Origin of the sequence: Streptomyces sp. NBC_01012 (assembly GCF_045162755.1) — a bacterium.
In the GTDB taxonomy this organism is placed as follows: Bacteria; Actinomycetota; Actinomycetes; order Streptomycetales; family Streptomycetaceae; genus Streptomyces.
In genome coordinates, this window is the sequence record NZ_CP108688.1 from 727320 (window position 1) to 748697 (window position 21378).

The following is a 21378-nucleotide window of genomic DNA, read 5'->3' on the forward strand; positions in this document are numbered from 1 at the left end:
CTATTGGCGAGACACGAAAAGGGGTCTAGCTTCGTGCGCTGTCGCAGTGACCACAGAGGTGCGATGACGAGAGAAGTGACCGGAGAAGTGACCCAGAGGGGTGGGTGACCACATGCAGCGCACACCACATCACAGGTCCAGATCGCGCCGCGGTATCGCGGCGGCCGTGGCAGCGGGCGCCCTGACCGCGTCCCTGCTCGGTGGCAACGCGGCCACCGCCAGCTCCCAGCCGGATCAGGAGCTGAAGGAACGGATGGCGACAACGTTGTCCCTGCCCACGCCGCCCGGCGGGGCGGATGTCAGGGTGCTGGTGTTCCACGCCACGGCCGGCGAGGAGTCGCCGACCGTGGACGCGGGCATCGCGGCCATCGAGAAGATCGGGCTCACCGGCCCGGAGTCCGGGCGCTTCGAGACCGTCGCCACCGACGACGCCGGGGTCTTCACCGACAAGAAGCTCGGCAAGTACAACGCGGTCGTCTTCCTGACCGGCGGCGGCGATGTGCTGGACCCGGAGCAGGAGGCGGGCCTCGAGGCGTACATGGAGGCCGGTGGCGGCTTCCTCGGCATCCATGACGCGGCGCGCACCGAGCCGTACTCCGACTGGTTCACCGGTCTGGTCGGCGCCCGCCCGGCGGCGGACAGCCCGAAGGACGTCCAGCGTGCCACCGTGGAGATCGGCGACCGGCAGCACCCGGCGACGAAGAACCTCCCGCTGGAGTGGAAGCGCCCGGACACCTGGCTGAACTGGGAGAACAACCCGTCCGGCGATGTGCACACCGTGGCGCGTGTCCGCGAGCTGACCTACGACCCGGGCAAGAGCGCCAACGGCTGGGACCACCCGGTCTCCTGGTGCCGCGACTACGACGGCGGCCGCTCCTTCTACACCGCCATGGGCGGTACGGCGGCGAGCTTCTCCGAGACCGACTTCCGTGACCATCTGCGCGGCGCGCTCGACTGGACGAGCCGTACCTCGCAGGCCGACTGCAAGGCCACCATCGACTCCAACTACACGGCCGAGCGGGTCACACAGCCCAACCAGCCGGGGCAGAACGACCAGATCGGCGAGCCGCACGGTCTGGTGACCGCGAAGGACGGCCGGATCTTCTACATCGGGCGTGGCGGCACGGACAGCAGCGTGCCCGTGGTCACCGACTGGGACGACCCGGACGTCGGCAAGGGCGAGGGCGAGATACACGTCTACGACCCGAAGACGAAGGAGGTCACCCTCGCGGGCAAGCTGAGCGTCTTCGGCAACAAGGGCGGCGGCGACGAGCTGGTCAAGGTCGAGGAGGGGCTGCTCGGGATCGAGCTGGACCCGGACTTCGCGACCAACGGCTGGGTGTATCTGCACTACACCCCGCACGCGAAGATCGACCGCGACAAGCAGATGGCGGTGCGCCAGGTCTCGCGCTTCACCCTCGACCAGGCCACGAACAAGCTGGACCTGGACTCCGAGAAGGTGCTCCTGGAGTGGCCGGTCCAGATCCACAGCTGCTGCCACGCGGGCGGCGGCATGGCCTGGGACTCCGAGAACAACCTCTACATCGCGACCGGGGACAACAACTCCTCGCAGTTCAGCGACGGTTACTCCGGCAACAACCCGGAGCCGAACTACAAGGGCGTGTCCTTCTCCGATGCCCGCCGCACCGCGGGCAACACCAACAACCTCAACGGGAAGATCCTCCGGATCCACCCCGAGGACGACGGCACGTACACCCTGCCCGAGGGCAACCTCTTCACCGGCAAGGAGCCGGACGAGGGCGGCGGCAAGACCCGCGGCGAGATCTATGTGATGGGCGTGCGCAACCCGGCCCGTATCTCGATCGACACCGCGACCGACACGCTGTACGCGGGCTGGGTCGGCCCCGACGCGGGCGAGCCCAGCACGACCTGGGGTCCCGCCAAGTACGACACGTTCGCGGCGATCACCAAGGCCGGCAACCACGGCTGGCCGTACTGCATGGGCAACAAGCAGCCCTACAGGGACCGCAATCTGCCCGATCCCACCAAGCCGCTGGACTGGTACGACTGCGACGCCCCGAAGAACGAGTCGCCGAACAACGACGGCCTGGTCAACCTGCCGCCGGTGACCGGCAACACCATCTGGTACTCGCCCCAGGGCGGCGGCGTCGACTACCCGCGCGACGAGAACGGCGTCCCCAGCTACAAGGTCGAGGAGCAGAAGGAGCTCCTGCCCTGGCTCAAGGGCGGCGGCCAGGCCACGATGAACGGCCCGGTCTACCGCTACGACGAGTCGAGCACCAGCGAGGCCAAGTGGCCCTCGTACTGGGACGGCAAGTGGTTCGTCGGTGACTTCTACGACGACAGCCAGCCGCGTCACGCCGTGCTGACCGACCCGAAGACGGTCGGCAAGGGCGGCCTGCCGACGCACGCCGAGTCCCTGAAGAAGATCATCCCGGTCGGTGAGGGCGGTATCCGCAACCTCATGGACTGGAAGTTCGCCCCGGACGGCTCGCTCTACGTCCTGGACTACGGGCGCGGCTTCTTCACCTCCGACTCCGAGTCCGCGCTGTGGCGCGTGACGTACAAGGGCGGCGGTCCGACCCCGGCCGCCGCAGACCTGGCCAGGAAGGCGGCAGCGCAGTGAGACACCCTTCCCTTCTCGCGCGACGGCGGTACGGGCCCGCCCGGTGGTGGCTCGCCCTGCTCGGTTCGTTCCTGATGGTCCTCGGGCTGTCATCGACGGCGGCGTACGGTCGTGACACCGACCGGGCGGCGGCCGCCGACCAGGTCCTCACCTGGACCGCGGGCGACCCCATCGACCACTATCTGACCGCTCCCGAGACCGCGGTGGCCGGTCCCGCGACCCTCGTCTTCGAGAACAGCGCGGCCACCGGCAACACGACGAGCATGCCGCACACGCTGACGTTCAGCGTCTCGGACCCGGAGCACAACAGCGATGTCCAGGTGAACATCCTGGCCAATCCGGGTGACAGCGAGGGCGGCAAGCACAGTGTCGAGGTGACCCTCACCCCGGGCACCTACCTCTACCACTGCACGATCCCCGGCCACACCTCGATGAAGGGTGTCCTCACGGTGACCGAGGACGGTGGTGGCGGCGACGACGACACCACCGCCCCCGAGACCTCGGCGACGGTGGACGGCGACCAGAACGCCGACGGCGCGTACATCGGCCAGGCCACCGTGACGGTGGCTGCGACCGACGCGGACTCGGGTGTGGACACCGTCGAGTACGCGATCGGGGCGGACGGTGAATGGCAGCCGTACACCGCACCGGTCGTGGTCGACGAGGTGGGCGAGCACTCCGTCCGCTACCGCGCCACCGACAAGGCGGGCAACGCGGCCGAGGAGAAGTCGGCCGACTTCGAGGTGGCCGCGCCGCCGACGGACGACGAGACCCCGCCGGAGACCTCGGCGACCGTGTCGGGCGAGCAGGACGACGCGGGCGCCTACCTGGGGATGGCCACGGTCACCGTGACCGCGTCCGACACCGGGTCAGGCGTCAACACGATCGAGTACGCGATCGGGGCCGACGGCGACTGGCAGACCTACACCGCACCCGTGATGGTGCACGAGGTGGGCGAGCACAGCGTCCGCTACCGTGCCACCGACAGGTCCGGGAACGTGGCCGATGAGAAGTCCGTGGACTTCACCGTCGTCGAGCCTCCGTCGCAGGACCAGACCCCGCCGGAGACCTCCGTGGCGCTGGCGGGCGACAAGAACTCGGACGGCGCGTTCATCACGAGCGCCGAGGCCACCCTGACCGCGACCGACGACGACTCGGGCGTGGACAAGGCCGAGTACTCGCTCGACGGCGGCCCGTATCTGGAGTACTCGTCCCCCGTCATCGTCGACCGCGTGGGCTATCACACCTTCGCCCACCGGGCGACGGACAAGGCGGGCAACACGTCGGAGGCGAAGCAGTCCTCGTTCACCGTCGCGGCGGGCGGGGGTGTTCCCGCGCCCAACTGCCCCGAGTTCGACGAACGGCACACCGTGATCGTCGGCACGGTCGACACCGGTGTGCCCAACCGGATCACCGGCAACCGCTGCACGATCAACGAGCTGATCGAGGACGAGAAGGACTGGTCGTCGCACGCCCTGTTCCTCAAGCACGTCGACACGCTCCTGGACAAGCTGCTGGCCGACGGGGTCATCGACAAGCGTGAGCACAAGACCGTCTACAAGGCGGCCAAGGAGTCCGGCATCGGGAAGCCGGGCCAGGACGAGGGCTACCGCAAGCTCTTCGACGGCACCGCCGCGTCCCTCGCCAAGTGGGAGCAGGTCGGCGGCGGAGCGTTCGCGCTGAACGAGGAGGAGGGCTCGATCACCAGCTCCACCACGGTGGACGGCATGGGGATGCTGTGGTTCCCGTCCCGGCAGTACGGGGACTTCTCGCTGAAGCTCCAGTGGCGGGACGACGCCCCTGGGGACGGCAACGCCAACGGCGGGGTCTTCGTCCGCTTCCCGAACGTCCACGACCACCCGGAGGAGTCCCGTCCGGAGTGGGTCGCCATCAACTACGGCCATGAGATCCAGGCCTACGACGGACCCGCCGGCGACATGTACAAGACCGGATCCGTCTACGGGTTCGACCGGGTCGGCCTCGGCGGTGCCGGGGTCACACCCAAGGGGACCTGGAACGACTACGAGATCCGGGTGGTGGACCAGCACTACCAGGTCTACCGCAACGGTGCCCTGATCAACGAGTTCGACAACAACGGCGGTCAGCTCTTCGAGCCGCCGCGGGACGGCGACCCGGGCACCGACGGCCGGCGGTACGCCTCCGGTTACATCGGGGTCCAGGTCCACAGCACCTCGGACGTGATCTCGTACCGCGACATCCGCATCAAGGAGTTGTAGGCACGGGACAACCGCTCTCAGGAGGCCGCGGCCGCATGCTCAGGCGTGCGGTCGCGGCCTCCCGGGTGCCGGTGGCGCCACACCCAGAAGACCGTGCAGGACACCAGGGCCCAGGCAGCCAGCACGAGATACGGGAAGACGAACTGGTGGCCCTGGTAGTAGACCGCCGTGTGCTGGGCGTTGATCGAGGCTCCCGGCGGCAGCCAGCGCCCGATGTGCCCGAGCAGCGAGGGCAGCAGCGGCCAGGACACGGCGCCGCCCGAGGACGGGTTGCCCAGCAGCACCATGACACCCCAGGTGGGAATCATGGCCCAGCGGCCGATCAGGGTGTTGAACATCGTGAAGACCATGCCGGAGGTGAACATCGTGAACGCCAGGATCATCCAGGACTCCACGAACGGCAGTTGGAGGGCGCCGAGCATCCAGTCCACGACGGCGGCGATCGTGAACCCGCCGAGCAGGGCGTAGGCCGCGGTGAACAGGATCCGCTCCAGCGGGAGCAGTGCGCGGGCGTGCACGCTCAGCTGGATCGCCCCGACGAAGCCGATGATGACGGCGGCCAGCGAGATGTAGAAGAGCGCGAGGCCCCGTGGGTCGCCCTTCTGGAGGGGTTTGAGGTCCGTGACGGTGAGGGGGACGCCGACATCCTTCGCGACCTTCTTCCCGGTCTGGGCCAGGAGTTCGGAGACGGTGGCGCCGGATGCCGAGGCGAGTTCCATCACCACACCGTCGCCCTTGCTCCGCAGGATCACGAAGACCTTCTGGTCCGCCACCGCGGTGCGGGCCCGCTTCTCGTCCGGGTAGCGGTGGAGTTCGAGGGACGCGTCGAGCGCCGTCTCCATCCCCTGGACGAACTGGTCCGCGTACGGCGTCCTGGGGCCCTCGACGACCGCTGCCGGGATCCGGTGCGGAGTGGGGTTGGCCATGGCGTAGGTGTAGGAACCCGCGAAGAGACCGGCCGCGGCGGCGAGGATGAAGAGCAGCACCACGGCGGGGACGAAGGGCGACTTCTTGTACTCCTCCCACTTCTCGCGCCGTGTCGACGGCCTGCTGTGCGACCCGTGGACCGGCGGCTCGTCCCCGGTTTCCTCGCTGCTCATGCCCGCTCCCCGTCGTCGCTCCTGGCGCGGCTGGGCTGCACCCGTTTCGGCTCGCCCGGCATCTTCGGGTACTCCGGCGGATAGGGCAGGTCGCCGAGCCTGTGTTCGTGCTCGTCGCGCCGCGCCAGCTCCAGCACCTGGTCGAGGCGGAAGGCGTGGTCGTCCATCTCGGCGTGCAGGTCGCCCACATCGGCGTAGCGCGCGGGCATGGTGCGCAGGTCGAAGTCGCGGGGCTCGGCGTCACCGATCTCCTCCCAGCGCAGGGGCGCGGAGACCGGGGCGTGCGGGAAGGGGCGTACGGAGTAGGCGGAGGCGATCGTGCGGTCGCGTGCCGTCTGGTTGTAGTCGACGAAGATCCGCTCGCCGCGCTCCTCCTTCCACCAGGCGGTGGTCACCCGGTCCGGCATCCTGCGCTCCAGCTCCCGCCCGACCGCGATGGCGGAGCGCCTGACCTGGGTGAAGGTCCACTCGGGTACGAGGGGGACGAAGACATGGATCCCGCGTCCGCCGGAGGTCTTGGGCCAGCCGCGCAGTCCGTGGTCGTCCAGGACGGCGCGCAGTTCGCGTGCCGCCCTCACCGCGTCGGCGTAGTCGGTGCCTGGCTGCGGGTCGAGGTCGATGCGCAGCTCGTCGGGGTGGTCGGTGTCGGCCCTGCGCACGGGCCAGGGGTGGAATGTCAGGGTGCCGAGGTTGACCGCCCAGAGGACGGCCCCGAGTTCGGTGGGGCACATCTCGTCGGCGTGCCGGCCGCTGGGGAACTCGATACGGGCGGTGGGGGTCCAGTCGGGGAGGTTCTTCGGTGCCCGCTTCTGGTAGAAGAAGTCGCCCTCGACCCCGTCGACGAAGCGCTGGAGGGTGGTCGGCCGCTCGCGCAGCGCACGGAGGATGCCCGGGCCGACGGCCTGGAAGTAGGCGGCCACGTCCTTCTTGGTGTAGCCCTTCTCGGGGAAGTACACCTTGTCCGGGTTGGACAGCCGTACGGTCCGTCCGTCCACGTCCAGCTCCACCGCTGCTCCTGCTCCCATGTCGGCCACCGTAGGCCGGGCCCACATATGGCGCATATCGGAAGACGTGCCCGGTGCGGTGGCCGAGAATCGGGGCCATGGACCTTCCGGTGATGCCTCCTGTGAAACCGATGCTCGCCAAGTCCGTGTCCGCGATTCCCCCGGGGATGCAGTACGAGGCGAAGTGGGACGGCTTCCGGGCGATCGTGCACCGGGACGGTGACGAGGTGGTGATCGGCAGCCGAACGGGCAAACCCCTCACCCGCTACTTCCCCGAGGTGGTCACCGCCGTACGGGACAATCTGCCGGAGCGGTGTGTGATCGACGGCGAGATCGTCCTGCCGTACGAGGGGCGGCTGGACTTCGACCGGCTGAGCGAGCGCATCCATCCGGCCGATTCCCGGGTGCGGATGCTGGCCGAACAGATCCCGGCGAGCTTCGTCGCCTTCGACATCCTCGCCCTGGACGACACGTCCTTGCTCGGCGCCGCGCAGACCGAACGGCGGGCGGCCCTGGAGGGCGCGCTGGCGGCCGCATCGGCGCCCGTCCATCTCGCGCCGTCCACCACGGACCCGGACCTGGCGCGGGAGTGGTTCGACCGGTACGAGGGCGCGGGTCTTGACGGGGTGGTCGCCAAGCCGCTCGATCTGCCGTACCGGCCCGACGCACGGGTCATGTACAAGATCAAGCACGAGCGGACCGCCGACTGTGTGGTGGCCGGCTACCGCTTCCACAAGAGCGGCCCGGTGGTCGGATCGCTGCTGCTCGGCCTGTACGACGCCGGGGGCGCCCTCCAGCACGTGGGTGTGTGCGCGGCCTTCACGATGAAGCGGCGCGCGGAACTCCTGGAGGAGCTGGACCCGCTGCGGGTCGACCCTGCCGAGCACCCGTGGGCGGCCTGGGCCGAGGCGGCGGCGCACGAGGGTGCACGGCTGCCGGGGGCGCCGAGCCGCTGGTCGGGCAAGAAGGACCTGTCCTGGGTGGCGTTGGCACCCGAACGGGTCTGCGAGGTGGCGTACGACCACATGGAGGGTGACCGCTTCCGGCACACCACCCAGTTCAGGCGGTGGCGGCCCGACCGCACCCCGGCGAGCTGCTCATACGCACAGCTGGAGGAAGTGGTGCGGTACGACCTCTCCGAGGTGCTGGGCGGCCGTTGACCCGTCAGGCGGACGGGGTGGGGTCGGGGGTGGCACAGGGCTCGTCGGACGGTGCGTCCGTGGGGCCGCTCTCCTGCGTCGGCGTCGGGCAGGCGGGGTCGGTGGTGGGGTCCGGGCCGGGCGTCGTCGTGGGGTCCGAGGTGGTGGGGCCGGGGTCCGGGGTCGTGGTGGGGTCCGGGGCGTCCGTCGGGTCGGCCGAGCCGCTGTCGGTGGGGTCGGGGACCGGGTCCGTGGGACCAGGTGATCCGCCGGGGCCGCCGGAGTCCGTGGGGGTGGGGCCGGGTGAGGTGGAGGGTGAGGGGGTGCGGGTGGGCTGCGGGCCCACGACGATGCCGCCGCCCTCGCTCGGGCTGCCCGGGCCGCCGACCGGCGCCTTCGGGGCGTGGGTGCCTCCCGCGCCCGGGCTCTTCGGGATCACGCCCTTGCCGTCGGTGACGGGGTGGACGCCCTTGCGGTAGAAGTCCAGCCAGGACAGGACCGTACGCAGATAGGTGTCCGAGTGGTTGTAGCTGAGGACCGCACGGTCCAGATCCGCTTTCACGGACAGGTCGCGTGGCCCGGCGCAGAGGTAGTGGCCCGCCGAGAGCGCCGCGTCCATGACGTTGCCGGGGTCGGCCCGTCCGTCGCCGTTGCCGTCCTTGCCCCAGTACGCCCAGGTGGACGGGATGAACTGCATCGGCCCGACGGCCCGGTCGTAGCGGGTGTCACCGTCGAGTGCGCCGCCGTCGGTGTCCGGGATGTTCGCGAAGCCCGCTCCGTCGAGCACGGGGCCCAGGATCGGGGTGAGTGTGGTGCCCGCGGCGTCCACCTGTCCGCCTCGTGCGTGGCCGGACTCCACCTTGCCGATCGCCGCGAGCAGTTGCCAGGGCAGATGGCAGCGGGGGTCGCTGCGGCCCAGTACGCGCTCCGCGTTGCGGTAGGCGGCCAGGACGGTAGCAGGGATGCCCGCCTCGGCCCAGGCCCGGGTGGCGGCGGGGGCGGGCCGCTTCTTCCCTGTGCTCTTCGGGGGCTCGGGGGATTCCAGGGGCGGCAGCTCGGTGTGGTAGCTGTCGTCGTTGGGCACCTCGGTCCAGACGACGTCGTCCGATGCCACGCTCTTCACGCCGTCACCGCCGTCACCGCCGGTGAGCCCGGGGGCCTGGGACGCGGTGAGCGCCGCCATGGCGGCGACCGCGGTGACGGTGCCGGTGAGTCCGCGGCGCATGGTCCCTTCGAGCCTCATGTGTCCTGCCTCTCCTGGGTCAACGCGTGAACGTGTCGATGGCCGCGATCCGCCAGGTGTCGCCCCGGCGTACGGCGTCCACGGCGAACATGGCCGCCGCGTACGTCGTCTCCTCCTTCTTGCCGGTGCGGGTGTTGCTCTGGTCGGCGAAGACGAGCAGCCGGGCCCGGTCGCCGTCGAGCAGCTCGACTCCGCTGTGGGTGACGGTCGTGGTGAGGACGAGCTTCTGCTCGGGCGCCTGTGCGCGGACCTCGGCGAGCATGTCCTTGTGCTGCTGGACCGCTTTGCCGGTCAGATGTTTCTTCGCCGCGTTGTCGGACTTCGCGGGCGATGCGTAGTCGTAGGAGAAGACCGCGCCGACGGCCTCGGTGATCTGTCCCTTGACCTCGCTGGTGCTGCCGATGTCGGTGAGGGCCGTGTTCTGCCGGCTCGGTTCGTCGCGCAGAGTGCCCGCCGAGGTGAACGACCAGACGGCGAAGGCCCCGAGGAGCAGTGTCGCGGCGCACAGGACGGCGGGCAGCCGGACGCGCGGGAGGCGCGGAAGGCGTCCGCGCGCGGGCGCGTCACCGGGAACGGCCTCGTCCGCGGGCGCCGGCTCCGGATCTACGGACGTGGGAGCGGGCCGGGTCGCCGTGGCCGTGCGCGGTGGTGCGGCCGTCGCGGCGACGGTCGCGAGCCGGCGGCGACGGTTGACCAGATGGCGGGTCGTGGACATCTCGGTGGTCCTCTCGAAGGCGGTCGGTCGGGATCAGCCGGCGGTGTTGCCGACGGGCGCCTGGCCGAGCGCGCTGAGCTTCCATCCGCCGGAGGTGCGGGCGAGCTGCCCCAGCATCCGGCTCTCCTTGACCGCCGGTTCGCCCTTGGGAGCGGTCACGGTGACGCGCAGCGCCACCATCACGCCGGCCTTCCCCTGTCGTTCGTCCAGCTCCGTCACGGCTCCGGACAGCACCTTGGCGGTGCTCACCGTCCCGGCCGACTCGATCTGCTTGGCGAACGCGTCCCGCCCGTCGACGAGTTGCTGGTGCAGATCACCGGTGGTCGACTCCTCCCAGCTGTCGAGCCCTTCGTCGAGCTCGGCGTGGTCGAGCGTGTTCATGTTCTGCACGGCCTGCTCCCCGGCCGCCAGTGCGTCGTCGCGTGCCTGCGCGTACGCCGCCGAGTCGTCGTGCCCTGCGTCGTAGCGGGACCACCCTCCCCAGCCCGCGGCGACGGCCGCCACGACCGTCAGCGCGACCGCTGCCACCCGCAGCGGTTCGGTTGTCCTGGGTACCCGTGCCATCGGTGCTCTCCCCTACCTGGAGGTGATGTCGACGATCCGCCAGTGCCCGTCCCGCAGTTCGGCGGTCACGGACAGCTGTGCGGCCGCGGTGGTGGCGGCCTTCCCCTCGCGCTCGTAGACCTGGTCGAGGAAGACGAGGAGGTGGGCGCTGCTGCCGGTGAGCCGGGTGACTCCGGTGCGGACGGCCTGGCTGGTGAGTGTCAGCTTCTGGTCGGCGGCCTGCTTCTCGACCTGTCCGAACAGGGCCGCGTACTGCTGGAGCGCCCGGCCCGCGAGGAGTTGCTTCGCCGATTCCTTGGTGGCGCCGGTGGCCCCCGGGCTGTACGAGAAGACCTTGCCCAGGGCGCTGCTCACTTCGCCCGCGACCTGGCTGGTCGCCGCGGAGTCGGTCAGGGCGCGGTCGGACGTGGCGGGGGTGTCCCGCAGCTGCCGCCCCTGGACGTACAGGGTGCAGCCGACACCCAGCAGGACGACGGTCAGCAGCACCGCGACAGGGCGGGTCCACCTGCGGTGGGCGGGGGGCTGATCGGGTTCGGGGTCCGCCGCGGGACCGGGGTCGTCCGGCTCGACGGTCGCGGTTCCGGTGCTCTGCTTCATGAGGCACCTCCGACCGGCAGCGCGTCGAGCGCCTTGACCTTCCAGCCGTCTCCCGTGCGGGCGAGGGTCGCCTCGAAGCGTTTGCGCTCCGTGCCGGCCTTGCCGGTGCGCGGGGTGACCTCGACTTCGACGGTGGCGATGAGCGCCGCCGTACCGGCCCGGTCGTCGAGCGCGGTGAGCGCGGCGTCGGTGACCTTGCCGCGTACGGTGGCGCCGGACTCGGTGAGCTCGCGTGCGTCCTTCGTGCGGGTGCTCTCCAGCCGGTCGTGCAGCGGTCCGGCCGAGGCGGTGAGCCAGGCCTTGAGCCCGGACTTCACTCTGGCCGCGCTCGTGCCGTCCATGCTGGTCAGCCGGGTGAGGTGCTGCCTGCCATCGGCGAGCGCGGCGTCACGGCTCTTCGCGTACGCCAGGGTGTCGTCGCCCCTGGCCCGGGCGTACGACCAGGTGCCGAACGCACAGACCAGCACGGCGACGAGCAGTGCGGCCCGGCCGGTCCAGGTCCTCGTACGGCCGCTCATGAGCCGCTCCCCAGGCCGAGCAGTCCCGCCATGCCGTCGGCGCGCGGGGTCCCGGTGGCTCCGGTGGTGCCGCGTGATGTGTCGGGGAGGAGGCCGGAGCCGGGCTCGAACGGTTCGGGTACGGGGCCGCCCCGGGGTGCGTTGGCGCTGCCTCGGACGTTGATGCCGGTGCCGGGCGATGAGGCACAGCGTGCCTCGGTGTTGGTGGCGGGGGCGGTCGAGACGTCGGTGCCGGGGCGGTAGGTGGTGGCGCCGTATCCGGCGGTGCAGGGCAGAGGTTCGAAGAAGGTGACCGACATGCCGAACCTGGCGCCGTCCGCGTCGACGGCGCTCGCGCCGGCCGCCGCGACCGCGGGGAGTTTCACGAGGAGTTCCTCCAGTCCGCGCTGGCGGGTGACGGCGACCTCCGATGTGGTGAGGAGGTTGGCGACGACCACCCCGAAGGCGGGGTCGAGGTCGCGCAGCAGTCCGCTGATCTGTTCGGTGGCGTCGGGCGCTGCGGCGATGAGGCGGCGCAGATCGGCGTCGGATCCCTTGAGTTCGGCGGCGAGTTCGGCGGCGCCGGATGCGAAGCCCTTGAGCGCTTCGCCCTGTTCGTTCTGGGTCCCCAGCACGGTCTCTCCGTCGGTGATCAGCTTCGTGGTGGTCGGCAGTGCCTCGTCGGCGGCCTCGATGAACTCGCTTCCGGTGTCCAGCAGGACCTGGAGGTCGTCGCCGCGTCCGCTGAAGGCGGTGCCGAATTCGTCGACGACCGTGCGCAGGGATTCGGTGTCGACGGATGCTGTCAGGTCGTTGACGCTGGTGAGGACGTCGGTGACGGGTGCGGGGATCGTGGTGTCGGCCTGGCCGATGACCGAGCCGTTCGCCAGGTAGGGGCCGTCGGTGCGGGTGGGCCGCAGGTCGATGTACTGCTCGCCGACCGCCGAGAGACTGGCGACGACGGCGTGGAGGTCGTCGGGGATGGGAGGGGCGTCCTTCTCGATACGCAGTTCGGCCTCGACCCCGTCGTCGGTGAGTTCGATCGGACCGACCCTGCCGACGGAGACACCTCGGTAGCTGACATCGGAATGGGTGAACAGACCGCCTGTCTGCGGGAGTCGCACCGTGACGGTGTAGTAGTCGCGCAGCCCGACGTAGTGCCCGAGGTCGGCGTAGCGCACCCCGAGGAAGCCGAGGACGAGTACGGCGACGACGAGGAAGGCGATGTTCTTGAGCCGGATGGCAGGAGTGATCATCAGCGGGTGCCCTCCGTCGTGGTGACCGGGGGCAGCGGCAGGGGCAGCGCCGCCCCCGTCTCCTGGCCGCCTGCCGTCGTGGGCGGGGTGAGTGCGGGGATGATCTGGGTGCCGGGCTGGGCCGTCACGTCCAGATAGACGTTGAGGTAGTCGCCCTTCACCCCGCGGAGCACCTCGTCGGTGAACGGGTAGGTGAAGAGCACCTGGAGGGAGTCGGGCAGGTCGTCACCGGAGTCGGCGAGCGCGGTGAGCGTGGGTGCGATGGCCTTGAGGTCGGCGACCAGGTCGGCCTTGCTCCTGTCGATCGTGTCGACGGCGACCGTGGAGAGTGTGTCGAGCGAGCGCAGCATGGTCAGGAGCGAGCCGCGCTGCTTCTCCAGGACCTTCAGGCCTGGGGTGAGCCCGGTGAGGACCGTACCGACGTCCTGTTTGCGGGTGGCGAGGGTGGCGGAGAGCCGGTTGACGCCGTCGAGTGCCTGGGTGATGTCCTCCTTGTGGTCGTCCAGATCGGTGACCAGTGTGTTCACCCGCTTCAGCATCGAGCGGATCTGCGGTTCCTGGCCGGCGAGTGCCTTGTTGAGCTCGGTGGTGATGGTCTTGAGCTGGCTGACCCCGCCCCCGTTGAGGAGCAGCGACAGGGCGCCGAACACCTCTTCCACCTCCGGGTTGCGGTTGGTGCGGGCGAGCGGGATGCGGTCGCCGTCCGCGAGTGCGCCCCGGGCGGTGCCGGCGCCCGGGGGCGAGAGCTGGACGAACTTCTCACCGAGGAGGCTGGACTGTTCGAGGTGGGCGTAGGCGTTGGCGGGCAGGTCGACCTTCCCGTTGACCCGCATCGTGACCTTGGCGGTCCAGCTGCCCGGGGTGAGGGAGATCTTGGTGACGCGGCCCACGGCCACGTCGTTGACCTTCACGGACGACTGCGGGGCGAGGCTCAGGACATCGCCGAACTCGGCGGTGATCTCGTACGGGTGGTCTCCGAGGTCGGCGCCGCCGGGCAGGGGCACCTGGTCGAGGCTTGCGACCGATGGCAGACCGGTGGTCGTGATCAGGAGCACGAGGCCGACGCAGGCGGCGGTCAGGGCGCCGAGGCCCGCGAGCGCGCGGGTGCCGGGTCTGCGCAGGGCGGGGCTCATGGGGTCGCCTCCTTCTTCGTGTCCGGCGTGGCCTTCTTCTTCGTCGCCGTCTTCTCCGGGGTGCCGTAGACGGTGCCGACGGCGGGCAGCGGCAGGGCGGGAAGTGCCTTCCGGCGGGCGGTGTCCACCGGGGCAAGACCTTGCAGTCCGCCCGTGGCGGTCCCCGGCGCGGTGAGGGGGCCGCCCATCGACAGCTCGTTGAGGTCGGTGCGGCCGTTGAGGGTGCGGTTCGCCGGGTCGTAGGCGTTGAGGACGTTGCCCGCCGCGAGCGGCAGCGTGTCGAGGGACTCGGCGAGCGAGGCACGCTGGTCGACCAGGGTCTGGGTGAGCGGAACCAGCAGGTCCACGTTCTCCTTGAGGGCGCCGCGGTTCTTCTGGATGAAGCCCTTGACCTGGCCGAGCGCCTTGCCCAGTTCCTTCAGGGCCGCGCTGAGGTTCTTCTTGTCGTCGGCGAGGAAACCGGTGACGGTGTTCAGCTGCTGCTCGGCAGCCCGCACATTGCCGTCGTTGTCCTTCAGCATCGTGGTGAAGGTCTGGAGGTAGGACAGCGTGTCGAAGAGGTTCCCGCTGCTCTTGTCGAGTGTCTTGGTCGCCTTGCCGAACTGTTCGACGGAGTCCCCGATGGCCTTCCCGTTGCCGTCGAGGTTCTTCGCCCCGGTGTCCAGGAGCCTCGCGAGCGCCCCGTCCGCGTTGGCTCCGTCCGGGCCGAGCGCGGTGGAGAGCTCGGTGATCGACTCGTACAGCTGGTCGACCTCGACGGGCGTGGCGTTGTTCTCGGCGGGCAGTACGGCGCCGTCCCCGAGCCGCGCTCCCCCGCTGTAGGCCGGTGCGAGCTGTACGTACCGGTCGGCGACGAGGCTGGGGGCCACGACGACGGCGTGCGCCGTCTTGGGGACCTCCACGCCCTCGTCGAGCCGCAGGGTGACCTCGACCTCCTTGCCGTGCGGTTCCACGGACTCGACGGTGCCGGCCCTCACCCCGAGGATCCGCAGGTCCGATCCGGCGTACACACCGGTGGCCTGGTCGAAGTAGGCGGTGACGGTGGTCGTCCCCCGGTCGTCGGTCGCCATCACACCCGAGGTCGCGGCGACCGCCACGACGGCGAGCCCGGCGCCGATGCCCATGACGCGGGTGCGTCTCATGTCAGCGCCCTCCCTGCTTCGGTGGCATGCAGTCGCCCGTGGGGGGCGTGTCCGCGGGCAGGTAGCTCTTCGGGACGACTCCGCAGACGTAGTTGTCGAACCAGCGGCCGTTGCCCAGGGTGTTGCCGACGAGACGGTTGTAGGAGCCGGCCAGGGAGAGCACCTTGTCCAGGCTCTTGCGGTTCTTCACCAGGACCGTGGTGACCCGCCCGAGCGACTTCAGGGTGGGCCCCAGCTGTTTGTTGTTGTCCTCGACGAGCCCGGTGAGCTGGGTCCCCAGGTCCCGGGTCCCGGTGAGCAGCAGGTGGATGGAGTCACGGCGCGCCTGGATCTCGCCCAGGAGCAGATCACCGTCCTCAAGGAGGGTCTCGAAGCTGCTCTTCTTGCTCGCGAGTGTCTTGGTGAGCTTCTTGCTGCCCTTGAGGAGGGTGGCGAGCTGGGCGTCCCGCCCCGACACCGTCTTCGACAGCGCGGACAGCCCATCGGCCGCGCTGCGCACATCGGCCGGTGAGTCCTTGAAGGTGTCGGAGATGGTCTCGAAGCTCTCCGCGAGCCGGGCGGTGTCGATCTCCTCGATCGTCTCGCCGAGCCCGTTGAACGCCTGGGTGACGTCGTACGGGGAGGTGGTACGGCTCGCGGTGATACGGGAGCCGGGGTCCTGGGCGGCGTCGCCCAGCGGGTCGACGGCGAGGTACTTCTCGCCCAGGAGCGTCTTGATGGCGATGCCGACGGTGGATGAGTCGCCGATCCAGGCGTCCTTCACCTTGAAGTCCACCTTCACCTTGGCGCCGTCGAGCGAGACGCCGGTGACCTCGCCGACCTTCACTCCGGCGATCCGCACCTCGTCGCCCTTGTCGAGGCCGGCCGATTCGCTGAAGTCGGCGCTGTAGGTGGTGCCTGCGCCGATGAAGGGCAGTGCGTCGGCGCGGTAGGCGGCCAGACCGACGAGGGCCAGGAGGAGCAGTCCGACGATGCCGACGGCGACCGGGTTGCGTTCCCGTACGGGCTTGATCCTCATGCCTGGCACCTCGGTCCGCCGATCGTGACGCCGGTGGGCGGGACGCTTCCGTCCTCGGTCGTCACACCGCTGACCTTCGCCTCGCAGAGGTAGAGGTTGAGCCATGAGCCGTACGAGGTGAGCCGGGTGATCGCCTCCATCTTGGCCGGGGTCTTCTCCAGGAAGCTCTCGATCTGGGGGGCGTTCCTGTCCAGCTGTCCGCTGAGACGTCCGAGTTCGGCGATGTCGTCCTTGAGCGGTTTGCGGCCGTCCTCGATGAGGTCAGCGGTGACGGTGGTGAGCGCGCCCATCGCCGTGACGGCCTCGCCGAGCGGCTTGCGGTCGCCGGAGAAGCCCGTGACGAGCTTCTGCAGGGTGACGACGAGGTCGTTGAAGCCCGCCTCCCGGTCGTTGACGGTCTTCAGGACCGTGTTGAGGTTCTTGATCACCTCGCCGATCACCTTGTCCTTGGCAGCGATGGTCCCGGTCAGCGATCCGACGTGGGAGAGGATGCTGTCGACGGTGCCGCCCTCGCCCTGGAGCACCTGGACGATCGATCCGGCGAGCTGGTTGACGTCGGGGGGCGACAGTCCTTCGAAGAGCGGCTGGAAACCGTTGAAGAGCTGGGTGAGGTCGAGGGCGGGTGTGGTGCGGGAGAGCGGGATGGTCGATCCCTGTCTAAAGCTCTCGCCGACGGGTCCGGCGCCCTGGTCGAGGTCGATGTAACGCTGGCCGACCATGTTGAGGTACTTGATCGAGGCGGTCACCGAGGCCGGCAGCTTGCGCCCCTTGCGGACGGCGAAGCCGACCTCGGCCAGCCGCTTGTCGGCGACCTCGATGGATTCGACCTGGCCGACCTTGACGCCGGCGATCCGGACGCTGTCGCCGACGACGAGCCCGGTCGCGTCGGTGAACCTCGCCTTGTACGGCGTGGTGTCGCCCACGCCCCTGTCGGCGATGGCCAGCCCGAGGACGGTGGTGGCCAGGGCCGTGACCACGACGAAGACGATCGACTTGACCAGGGGTCCCGCGAGGGAGCGGCGTTTCACTTGAGCTTCACCTCCGCGCCGCGGAAGGCCGGACCGATGAGCACGCTGCTCCAGTCGGGCAGGATCTGTGGCCGCACCTTCAGGGAGGAGGCGACCAGTTCGTTGACGAGTCGGCTCTCCTCGGGGGAGTTGGGCATGCCGAGGGCGGTGTCGGTGCCTCCCGCCTCCTCGGCGCGAGGAGCGCGGTCCGTGCCGGCGCCGTCCTTGCCGTGGGCGCCGTCCTTGCCGGATGCGCTCCGGGTGTCGGCGGTCGGTGCCGGGGTCCCGGTGTACGGCACCGAGTAGCAGTGCGGTCCGCCGGTCGCGTCGTACACCGGGGTGTCCTTGCCCGCCACGTACTTCCCTCTGGACTCCACGGGCCTGAGCGTGACGTGAAGGCCCGGCTGATCGGTGCCCTTGCCGAGTGCCTTGTCCATGGCGGGCACGAAGCCCGCCATGGTGCGCAGGGTGCAGGGGAAGGAGTCCGAGTACTTCGCGAGGAGTTCCAGGGTCGGCCTCCCCGAGGCGGAGAGCCGGATGAGGTTGTCCTTGTTCTTGCGCAGGAAGGAGGTGATGTCCTGGGCCGACGCGGTGGTGGAGCCGTACAGGTCGGCGAGTTCCGCCTGCTGTTCGGCGATGGTGCCGCTGGTGGTGGTGAAGTCGGTGAGCGCGTCCAGGACCTCGGGGGCGGCGTCCGCGTAGAGCGAGCTGACCTTGACGAGTTCCTTGATGTCCGCGTTGAGCGTGGGGAGTTGCGGGTTGAACTCCTTGAGGTGGGCATCGAGGGTGATCAGCGTGTCGCCGAGCTTGTCGCCGCGCCCTTCGAGCGCCTGGGACACCGCGTTGAGGGTGGCGGCCAGCTTCTCGGGCTTGACGGCGGTCAGCATCGGCAGGACGTTGTCGAGGACCTCCTCCAGCTCGATGGCGTTGCTGGAGCGGTCCTGCGGGATCTCCGCACCGGCCTCCAGCGCCTGCGCGGAGGGGACCGAAGGCGGCACGAGGGCCACGAACCGCTCACCGAAGAGGGTGGTGGGCAGCATCTGGGCGGTGACGTCGGCGGGGATCCGCCCGAGCCGGTCGGGCTCGATGGCGAGGGTCAGGCGTGCCCCGTCCCCGTCCGACTCGATGTCGCGTACCTCTCCGATCACCACACCGCGCAGCTTGACCTCGGCGTTGTCGTGCATCTCGTTGCCGACGCTCGTGGTGCGTACGGTCACCGTGGCGTCGTGTGCGAAGTCCTTCCGGTACACGGAGACCGACAGCCATATGAGCAGGGCGGGCACGAGCACGAAGGCCACGCCGGCGAGTCTGCGGCGCACCGTCCGCGCCGTGGAGGAGTGCATCAGCCGGCCACCTTCACCGTTGTCGTCGCGCCCCAGATGGCGAGCGAGAGGAAGAAGTCGGTCACGCTGATCAGCACGATGGCGTTGCGCACCGACCGGCCCACGGCCACGCCGACGCCGGCCGGACCGCCGGTGGCGTGGAAGCCGTAGTAGCAGTGGGCGAGGATCACCAGCACGCTGAAGATCAGCACCTTGAGCACCGACAGGAGCACGTCCTCCGGGGAGAGGAAGAGATTGAAGTAGTGGTCGTAGGTGCCCGCCGACTGCCCGTTGAACAGGACGGTGATGTAGCGGGACGCCAGGTAGGAGGAGAGCAGGCCGATGGCGTACAGCGGGATGATGGCGACGACACCGGCGATGATCCGGGTGGTGACGAGGTAGGGCATGGAGCGCACGCCCATCGCTTCGAGTGCGTCGACCTCCTCGTTGATCCGCATCGCGCCGAGCTGGGCGGTGAAGCCGGCGCCGACGGTCGCGGAGAGCGCGAGCCCCGCGACGAGCGGGGCGATCTCCCGGGTGTTGAAGTAGGCGGAGATGAAGCCGGTGAAGGCGGAGGTGCCTATCTGGTCGAGGGCGGCGTACCCCTGGAGTCCGACGACCGAGCCGGTGGCCAGCGTCATCGCGATCATCACGCCGATGGTTCCGCCGATGACACCGAGGCCGCCGCTGCCGAAGGCGACCTCGGCGAGCAGCCGCTGCACCTCCTTGAGGTAGCGGCGCAGGGTCCGGGGGATCCAGATCAGCGCCCGTACGTAGAAGGTGAGTTGCTCCCCCGAGCGGTCGAGCCAGCCGAGCATCGACATCGGTCAGCCGCCCTTCGGGGGGACGATCTGGAGGTAGATCGCGGTGAGGATCATGTTCACCGCGAACAGGAGCATGAAGGTGATGACGACGGACTGGTTGACGGCGTCACCCACGCCCTTGGGCCCGCCGCGGGGGTTGAGGCCCCGGTAGGCGGCGACGATGCCCGCGATGAAGCCGAAGATCAGCGCCTTGAGTTCGCCGATGTAGAGGTCGGGCAGCTGGGCGAGTGCGGAGAAGCTGGCGAGGTAGGCGCCCGGTGTGCCGTCCTGCATGATCACGTTGAAGAAGTAGCCGCCGAGCGTGCCGACCACGGACACCAGGCCGTTGAGCAGGACGGCGACGGACATGGTGGCCAGCACCCGGGGGACGACGAGGCGCTGGACGGGTGAGATGCCCATGACCTCCATGGCGTCGAGCTCCTCGCGGATCTTGCGCGAGCCGAGGTCGGCGCAGATGGCGGATCCCGCCGCCCCCGCGATGAGCAGCGCCACGATGAGCGGGCTGGCCTGCTGGATCACCGCGAGGACGCTGGCGCCGCCGGTGAAGGACTGGGCGCCGAGCTGCTCGGTGAGGGAGCCCACCTGGAGGGCGATGACCGCGCCGAACGGGATGGACACCAGCGCGGCCGGCAGGATCGTGACACTGGCGACGAACCAGAACTGTTCGATGAACTCCCGCACCTGGAAGGGGCGTCGGAAGACGGCACGGACGACGGCCAGTGCGAGGGCGAAGAGCTGCCCGGTCTGCCGCAGCGGGGCGAGCAGCCGCGAGGGCGGTCTCCTCCGTCGCGCCTTCTCCCCCGGCTCCCGGGGGGCCTCGTGGGGTGGCCGTACGGGCGGCGGCGCCGTCATCGGCGCCCACCGTCCAAGGTCGGCGTGTAGCTGTTCACGATGGCCGTACGGGCGGCCTCCGGCAGCCCGCCCATCATGGAGACGACCCGCTCCCTGCGGCGCAGGGCGGCCTGCCGTGCGGGCATTCCGGGCGAGGGCTCAAGCTGCGCCGGCAAGCTGGTCGGGACGGTGTACACGTGGTCGCCACCGTTGGTCTGCTCGGCCGCGAGCGTCGCCGCGTCCTTCTCCTCCGACATGCCGATGGGGCCCTCCTTCCGGCCGGAGAGGAACTGGGCGATGACGGGTGTGTCGCTGGTGAGCAGCACCTCGCGCGGTCCGAAGGTGACGAGGTTGCGGCAGAAGAGCATGCCCATGTTGTCGGGGACGGTGGCCGCGATGTCGAGGTTGTGGGTGACGATGAGCATGGTCGCGTCGCTCTGTGCGTTGAGATCGATGAGCAGCTGCGAGATGAAGGCGGTGCGCACCGGGTCGAGCCCGGAGTCCGGCTCGTCGATGAGGATGATCTGCGGATCGAGGACGAGAGCACGGGCGAGACCGGCGCGCTTGCGCATACCACCGGATATCTCGCCCGGCAGTTTCTCCTCCGCGCCGAGCAGACCCACGATGTCGATCCGCTCCATGACGATGCGCCGGATCTCGGATTCCTTCTTGCGCGTGTGTTCACGCAAGGGGAAGGCGATGTTGTCGAAGAGTGACATCGATCCGAAGAGCGCACCGTCCTGGAACATGAGGCCGAAGAGCTTCCGGGTCTCCATGATCTCCCGCTCGGGGCTGTTCACCATGTCGACACCGTTGATGAGGACGCGGCCCTCCTCCGGTTTCAGTAATCCGATGAGGGATTTCAGGAAAACGGTCTTTCCGGTGCCTGAAGGGCCGAGCATCACGCTCACCTCACCGGCCGGAAGTGTGAGGCTGACGTCCTGCCAGATGTTCTGCCTGCCGAAGGATTTCGTCAGGCCCTCGACGACTACTTCGATTCCCATCCGGCCCCCCTTCGAAGTGATGGTGAACGGCACACGTGCACCAGGAGGCGCACGTTATGTCCGCAGAAACCGCCCGGACAAGCCGTTGAACAGCGGGAATCGCAGGACATCGATCTCTGGACGGATCACTTGTCACC

19 protein-coding genes are annotated in these 21378 nt (G+C 69.6%); 3 read left to right on the forward strand and 16 right to left on the reverse strand.

What is annotated here, in order from left to right:
- Positions 1 to 112 precede the first annotated feature (112 nt).
- Positions 113 to 2608 (forward strand): ThuA domain-containing protein, encoded by a 2496-nt coding sequence (locus OG623_RS03230; protein ID WP_406144085.1) that lies wholly within the window; start codon positions 113 to 115, stop codon positions 2606 to 2608.
- Positions 2605 to 4845, forward strand: a complete 2241-nt coding sequence (locus tag OG623_RS03235; protein WP_406144087.1) for an OmpL47-type beta-barrel domain-containing protein — start codon at positions 2605 to 2607, stop codon at positions 4843 to 4845. The genes OG623_RS03230 and OG623_RS03235 overlap by 4 nt, the downstream gene beginning before the upstream one ends.
- Positions 4846 to 4862: 17 nt before the next feature.
- Here OG623_RS03235 and OG623_RS03240 read toward each other — a convergent pair whose 3' ends face one another.
- Both OG623_RS03240 and ligD read right to left on the reverse strand, forming a co-directional pair.
- On the reverse strand, positions 4863 to 5945 hold the full coding sequence (locus OG623_RS03240) for an ABC transporter permease (RefSeq protein ID WP_406144089.1): 1083 nt from the start codon (positions 5943 to 5945) through the stop codon (positions 4863 to 4865).
- Positions 5942 to 6952 (reverse strand): non-homologous end-joining DNA ligase, encoded by a 1011-nt coding sequence (gene ligD / locus OG623_RS03245; RefSeq protein ID WP_406151662.1) that lies wholly within the window; start codon positions 6950 to 6952, stop codon positions 5942 to 5944. Before ligD ends, OG623_RS03240 begins: the two co-directional genes overlap by 4 nt.
- A 95-nt stretch (positions 6953 to 7047) precedes the next feature.
- On the opposite strand from ligD, the gene OG623_RS03250 reads away from it, so the two are divergent.
- Positions 7048 to 8109, forward strand: coding sequence for an ATP-dependent DNA ligase (locus OG623_RS03250; protein WP_406144090.1), 1062 nt, complete (start codon positions 7048 to 7050; stop codon positions 8107 to 8109).
- A 4-nt stretch (positions 8110 to 8113) separates the two neighbouring features.
- Here the strand turns inward: OG623_RS03250 and OG623_RS03255 are convergent, their stop codons facing one another.
- Genes OG623_RS03255 through OG623_RS03320 form a run of 14 tightly spaced genes read right to left on the reverse strand, consistent with a single transcriptional unit; the run spans position 8114 to position 21241 of the window.
- On the reverse strand, positions 8114 to 9331 hold the full coding sequence (locus tag OG623_RS03255; protein WP_406144091.1) for a lytic transglycosylase domain-containing protein: 1218 nt from the start codon (positions 9329 to 9331) through the stop codon (positions 8114 to 8116).
- 19 nt (positions 9332 to 9350) lie between these two features.
- The gene (locus tag OG623_RS03260; protein WP_406144092.1) at positions 9351 to 10046 is read right to left on the reverse strand and encodes a hypothetical protein; all 696 of its coding nucleotides are present in this window, start codon (positions 10044 to 10046) and stop codon (positions 9351 to 9353) included.
- A 33-nt stretch (positions 10047 to 10079) separates the two neighbouring features.
- Positions 10080 to 10610: a nuclear transport factor 2 family protein gene (locus tag OG623_RS03265; RefSeq protein ID WP_406144094.1), complete on the reverse strand. Its 531-nt coding sequence runs from the start codon at positions 10608 to 10610 to the stop codon at positions 10080 to 10082.
- A 12-nt stretch (positions 10611 to 10622) separates the two neighbouring features.
- Positions 10623 to 11207, reverse strand: coding sequence for a hypothetical protein (locus tag OG623_RS03270; RefSeq protein WP_406144096.1), 585 nt, complete (start codon positions 11205 to 11207; stop codon positions 10623 to 10625).
- Complete coding sequence (locus OG623_RS03275) at positions 11204 to 11725, reverse strand: hypothetical protein (RefSeq protein WP_406144097.1); 522 nt, start codon at positions 11723 to 11725, stop codon at positions 11204 to 11206. The genes OG623_RS03270 and OG623_RS03275 overlap by 4 nt, the downstream gene beginning before the upstream one ends.
- Entirely contained in the window at positions 11722 to 12960 is a 1239-nt protein-coding gene (locus tag OG623_RS03280) for an MCE family protein (protein ID WP_406144098.1), read from the reverse strand. The genes OG623_RS03275 and OG623_RS03280 overlap by 4 nt, the downstream gene beginning before the upstream one ends.
- Entirely contained in the window at positions 12960 to 14093 is a 1134-nt protein-coding gene (locus tag OG623_RS03285) for an MCE family protein (protein ID WP_406144100.1), read from the reverse strand. Before OG623_RS03285 ends, OG623_RS03280 begins: the two co-directional genes overlap by 1 nt.
- On the reverse strand, positions 14090 to 15235 hold the full coding sequence (locus OG623_RS03290) for an MCE family protein (protein ID WP_406144101.1): 1146 nt from the start codon (positions 15233 to 15235) through the stop codon (positions 14090 to 14092). Before OG623_RS03290 ends, OG623_RS03285 begins: the two co-directional genes overlap by 4 nt.
- 1 nt (position 15236) lies before the next feature.
- Positions 15237 to 16253, reverse strand: coding sequence for an MCE family protein (locus OG623_RS03295; protein ID WP_406144103.1), 1017 nt, complete (start codon positions 16251 to 16253; stop codon positions 15237 to 15239).
- Positions 16250 to 17281 (reverse strand): MCE family protein, encoded by a 1032-nt coding sequence (locus tag OG623_RS03300; RefSeq protein ID WP_406144104.1) that lies wholly within the window; start codon positions 17279 to 17281, stop codon positions 16250 to 16252. Before OG623_RS03300 ends, OG623_RS03295 begins: the two co-directional genes overlap by 4 nt.
- Positions 17278 to 18603: an MCE family protein gene (locus tag OG623_RS03305; RefSeq protein ID WP_406144105.1), complete on the reverse strand. Its 1326-nt coding sequence runs from the start codon at positions 18601 to 18603 to the stop codon at positions 17278 to 17280. The genes OG623_RS03300 and OG623_RS03305 overlap by 4 nt, the downstream gene beginning before the upstream one ends.
- Positions 18603 to 19406 (reverse strand): MlaE family ABC transporter permease, encoded by an 804-nt coding sequence (locus OG623_RS03310; RefSeq protein ID WP_406144108.1) that lies wholly within the window; start codon positions 19404 to 19406, stop codon positions 18603 to 18605. The genes OG623_RS03305 and OG623_RS03310 overlap by 1 nt, the downstream gene beginning before the upstream one ends.
- 3 nt (positions 19407 to 19409) lie before the next feature.
- The gene (locus OG623_RS03315; protein WP_406144109.1) at positions 19410 to 20258 is read right to left on the reverse strand and encodes an MlaE family ABC transporter permease; all 849 of its coding nucleotides are present in this window, start codon (positions 20256 to 20258) and stop codon (positions 19410 to 19412) included.
- Positions 20255 to 21241: an ABC transporter ATP-binding protein gene (locus OG623_RS03320; RefSeq protein WP_406144110.1), complete on the reverse strand. Its 987-nt coding sequence runs from the start codon at positions 21239 to 21241 to the stop codon at positions 20255 to 20257. The genes OG623_RS03315 and OG623_RS03320 overlap by 4 nt, the downstream gene beginning before the upstream one ends.
- Between the last annotated feature and the right edge of the window lie 137 nt (positions 21242 to 21378).

What these genes read in the sequence shown, in the direction of transcription:
- OG623_RS03230 (WP_406144085.1), top strand. Translation starts at nt 113, where the DNA reads ATGCAGCGCACACCACATCACAGGTCCAGATCGCGCCGCGGTATCGCG.
- OG623_RS03265 (WP_406144094.1), bottom strand. Translation starts at nt 10,610, where the DNA reads ATGGCACGGGTACCCAGGACAACCGAACCGCTGCGGGTGGCAGCGGTC.
- OG623_RS03290 (WP_406144101.1), bottom strand. Translation starts at nt 15,235, where the DNA reads ATGAGACGCACCCGCGTCATGGGCATCGGCGCCGGGCTCGCCGTCGTG.
- OG623_RS03305 (WP_406144105.1), bottom strand. Translation starts at nt 18,603, where the DNA reads ATGCACTCCTCCACGGCGCGGACGGTGCGCCGCAGACTCGCCGGCGTG.
- OG623_RS03255 (WP_406144091.1), bottom strand. Translation starts at nt 9,331, where the DNA reads ATGAGGCTCGAAGGGACCATGCGCCGCGGACTCACCGGCACCGTCACC.
- OG623_RS03260 (WP_406144092.1), bottom strand. Translation starts at nt 10,046, where the DNA reads ATGTCCACGACCCGCCATCTGGTCAACCGTCGCCGCCGGCTCGCGACC.
- OG623_RS03240 (WP_406144089.1), bottom strand. Translation starts at nt 5,945, where the DNA reads ATGAGCAGCGAGGAAACCGGGGACGAGCCGCCGGTCCACGGGTCGCAC.
- OG623_RS03275 (WP_406144097.1), bottom strand. Translation starts at nt 11,725, where the DNA reads ATGAGCGGCCGTACGAGGACCTGGACCGGCCGGGCCGCACTGCTCGTC.
- OG623_RS03280 (WP_406144098.1), bottom strand. Translation starts at nt 12,960, where the DNA reads ATGATCACTCCTGCCATCCGGCTCAAGAACATCGCCTTCCTCGTCGTC.
- OG623_RS03250 (WP_406144090.1), top strand. Translation starts at nt 7,048, where the DNA reads ATGGACCTTCCGGTGATGCCTCCTGTGAAACCGATGCTCGCCAAGTCC.
- OG623_RS03320 (WP_406144110.1), bottom strand. Translation starts at nt 21,241, where the DNA reads ATGGGAATCGAAGTAGTCGTCGAGGGCCTGACGAAATCCTTCGGCAGG.
- OG623_RS03285 (WP_406144100.1), bottom strand. Translation starts at nt 14,093, where the DNA reads ATGAGCCCCGCCCTGCGCAGACCCGGCACCCGCGCGCTCGCGGGCCTC.
- OG623_RS03295 (WP_406144103.1), bottom strand. Translation starts at nt 16,253, where the DNA reads ATGAGGATCAAGCCCGTACGGGAACGCAACCCGGTCGCCGTCGGCATC.
- OG623_RS03310 (WP_406144108.1), bottom strand. Translation starts at nt 19,406, where the DNA reads ATGTCGATGCTCGGCTGGCTCGACCGCTCGGGGGAGCAACTCACCTTC.
- OG623_RS03270 (WP_406144096.1), bottom strand. Translation starts at nt 11,207, where the DNA reads ATGAAGCAGAGCACCGGAACCGCGACCGTCGAGCCGGACGACCCCGGT.
- OG623_RS03315 (WP_406144109.1), bottom strand. Translation starts at nt 20,258, where the DNA reads ATGACGGCGCCGCCGCCCGTACGGCCACCCCACGAGGCCCCCCGGGAG.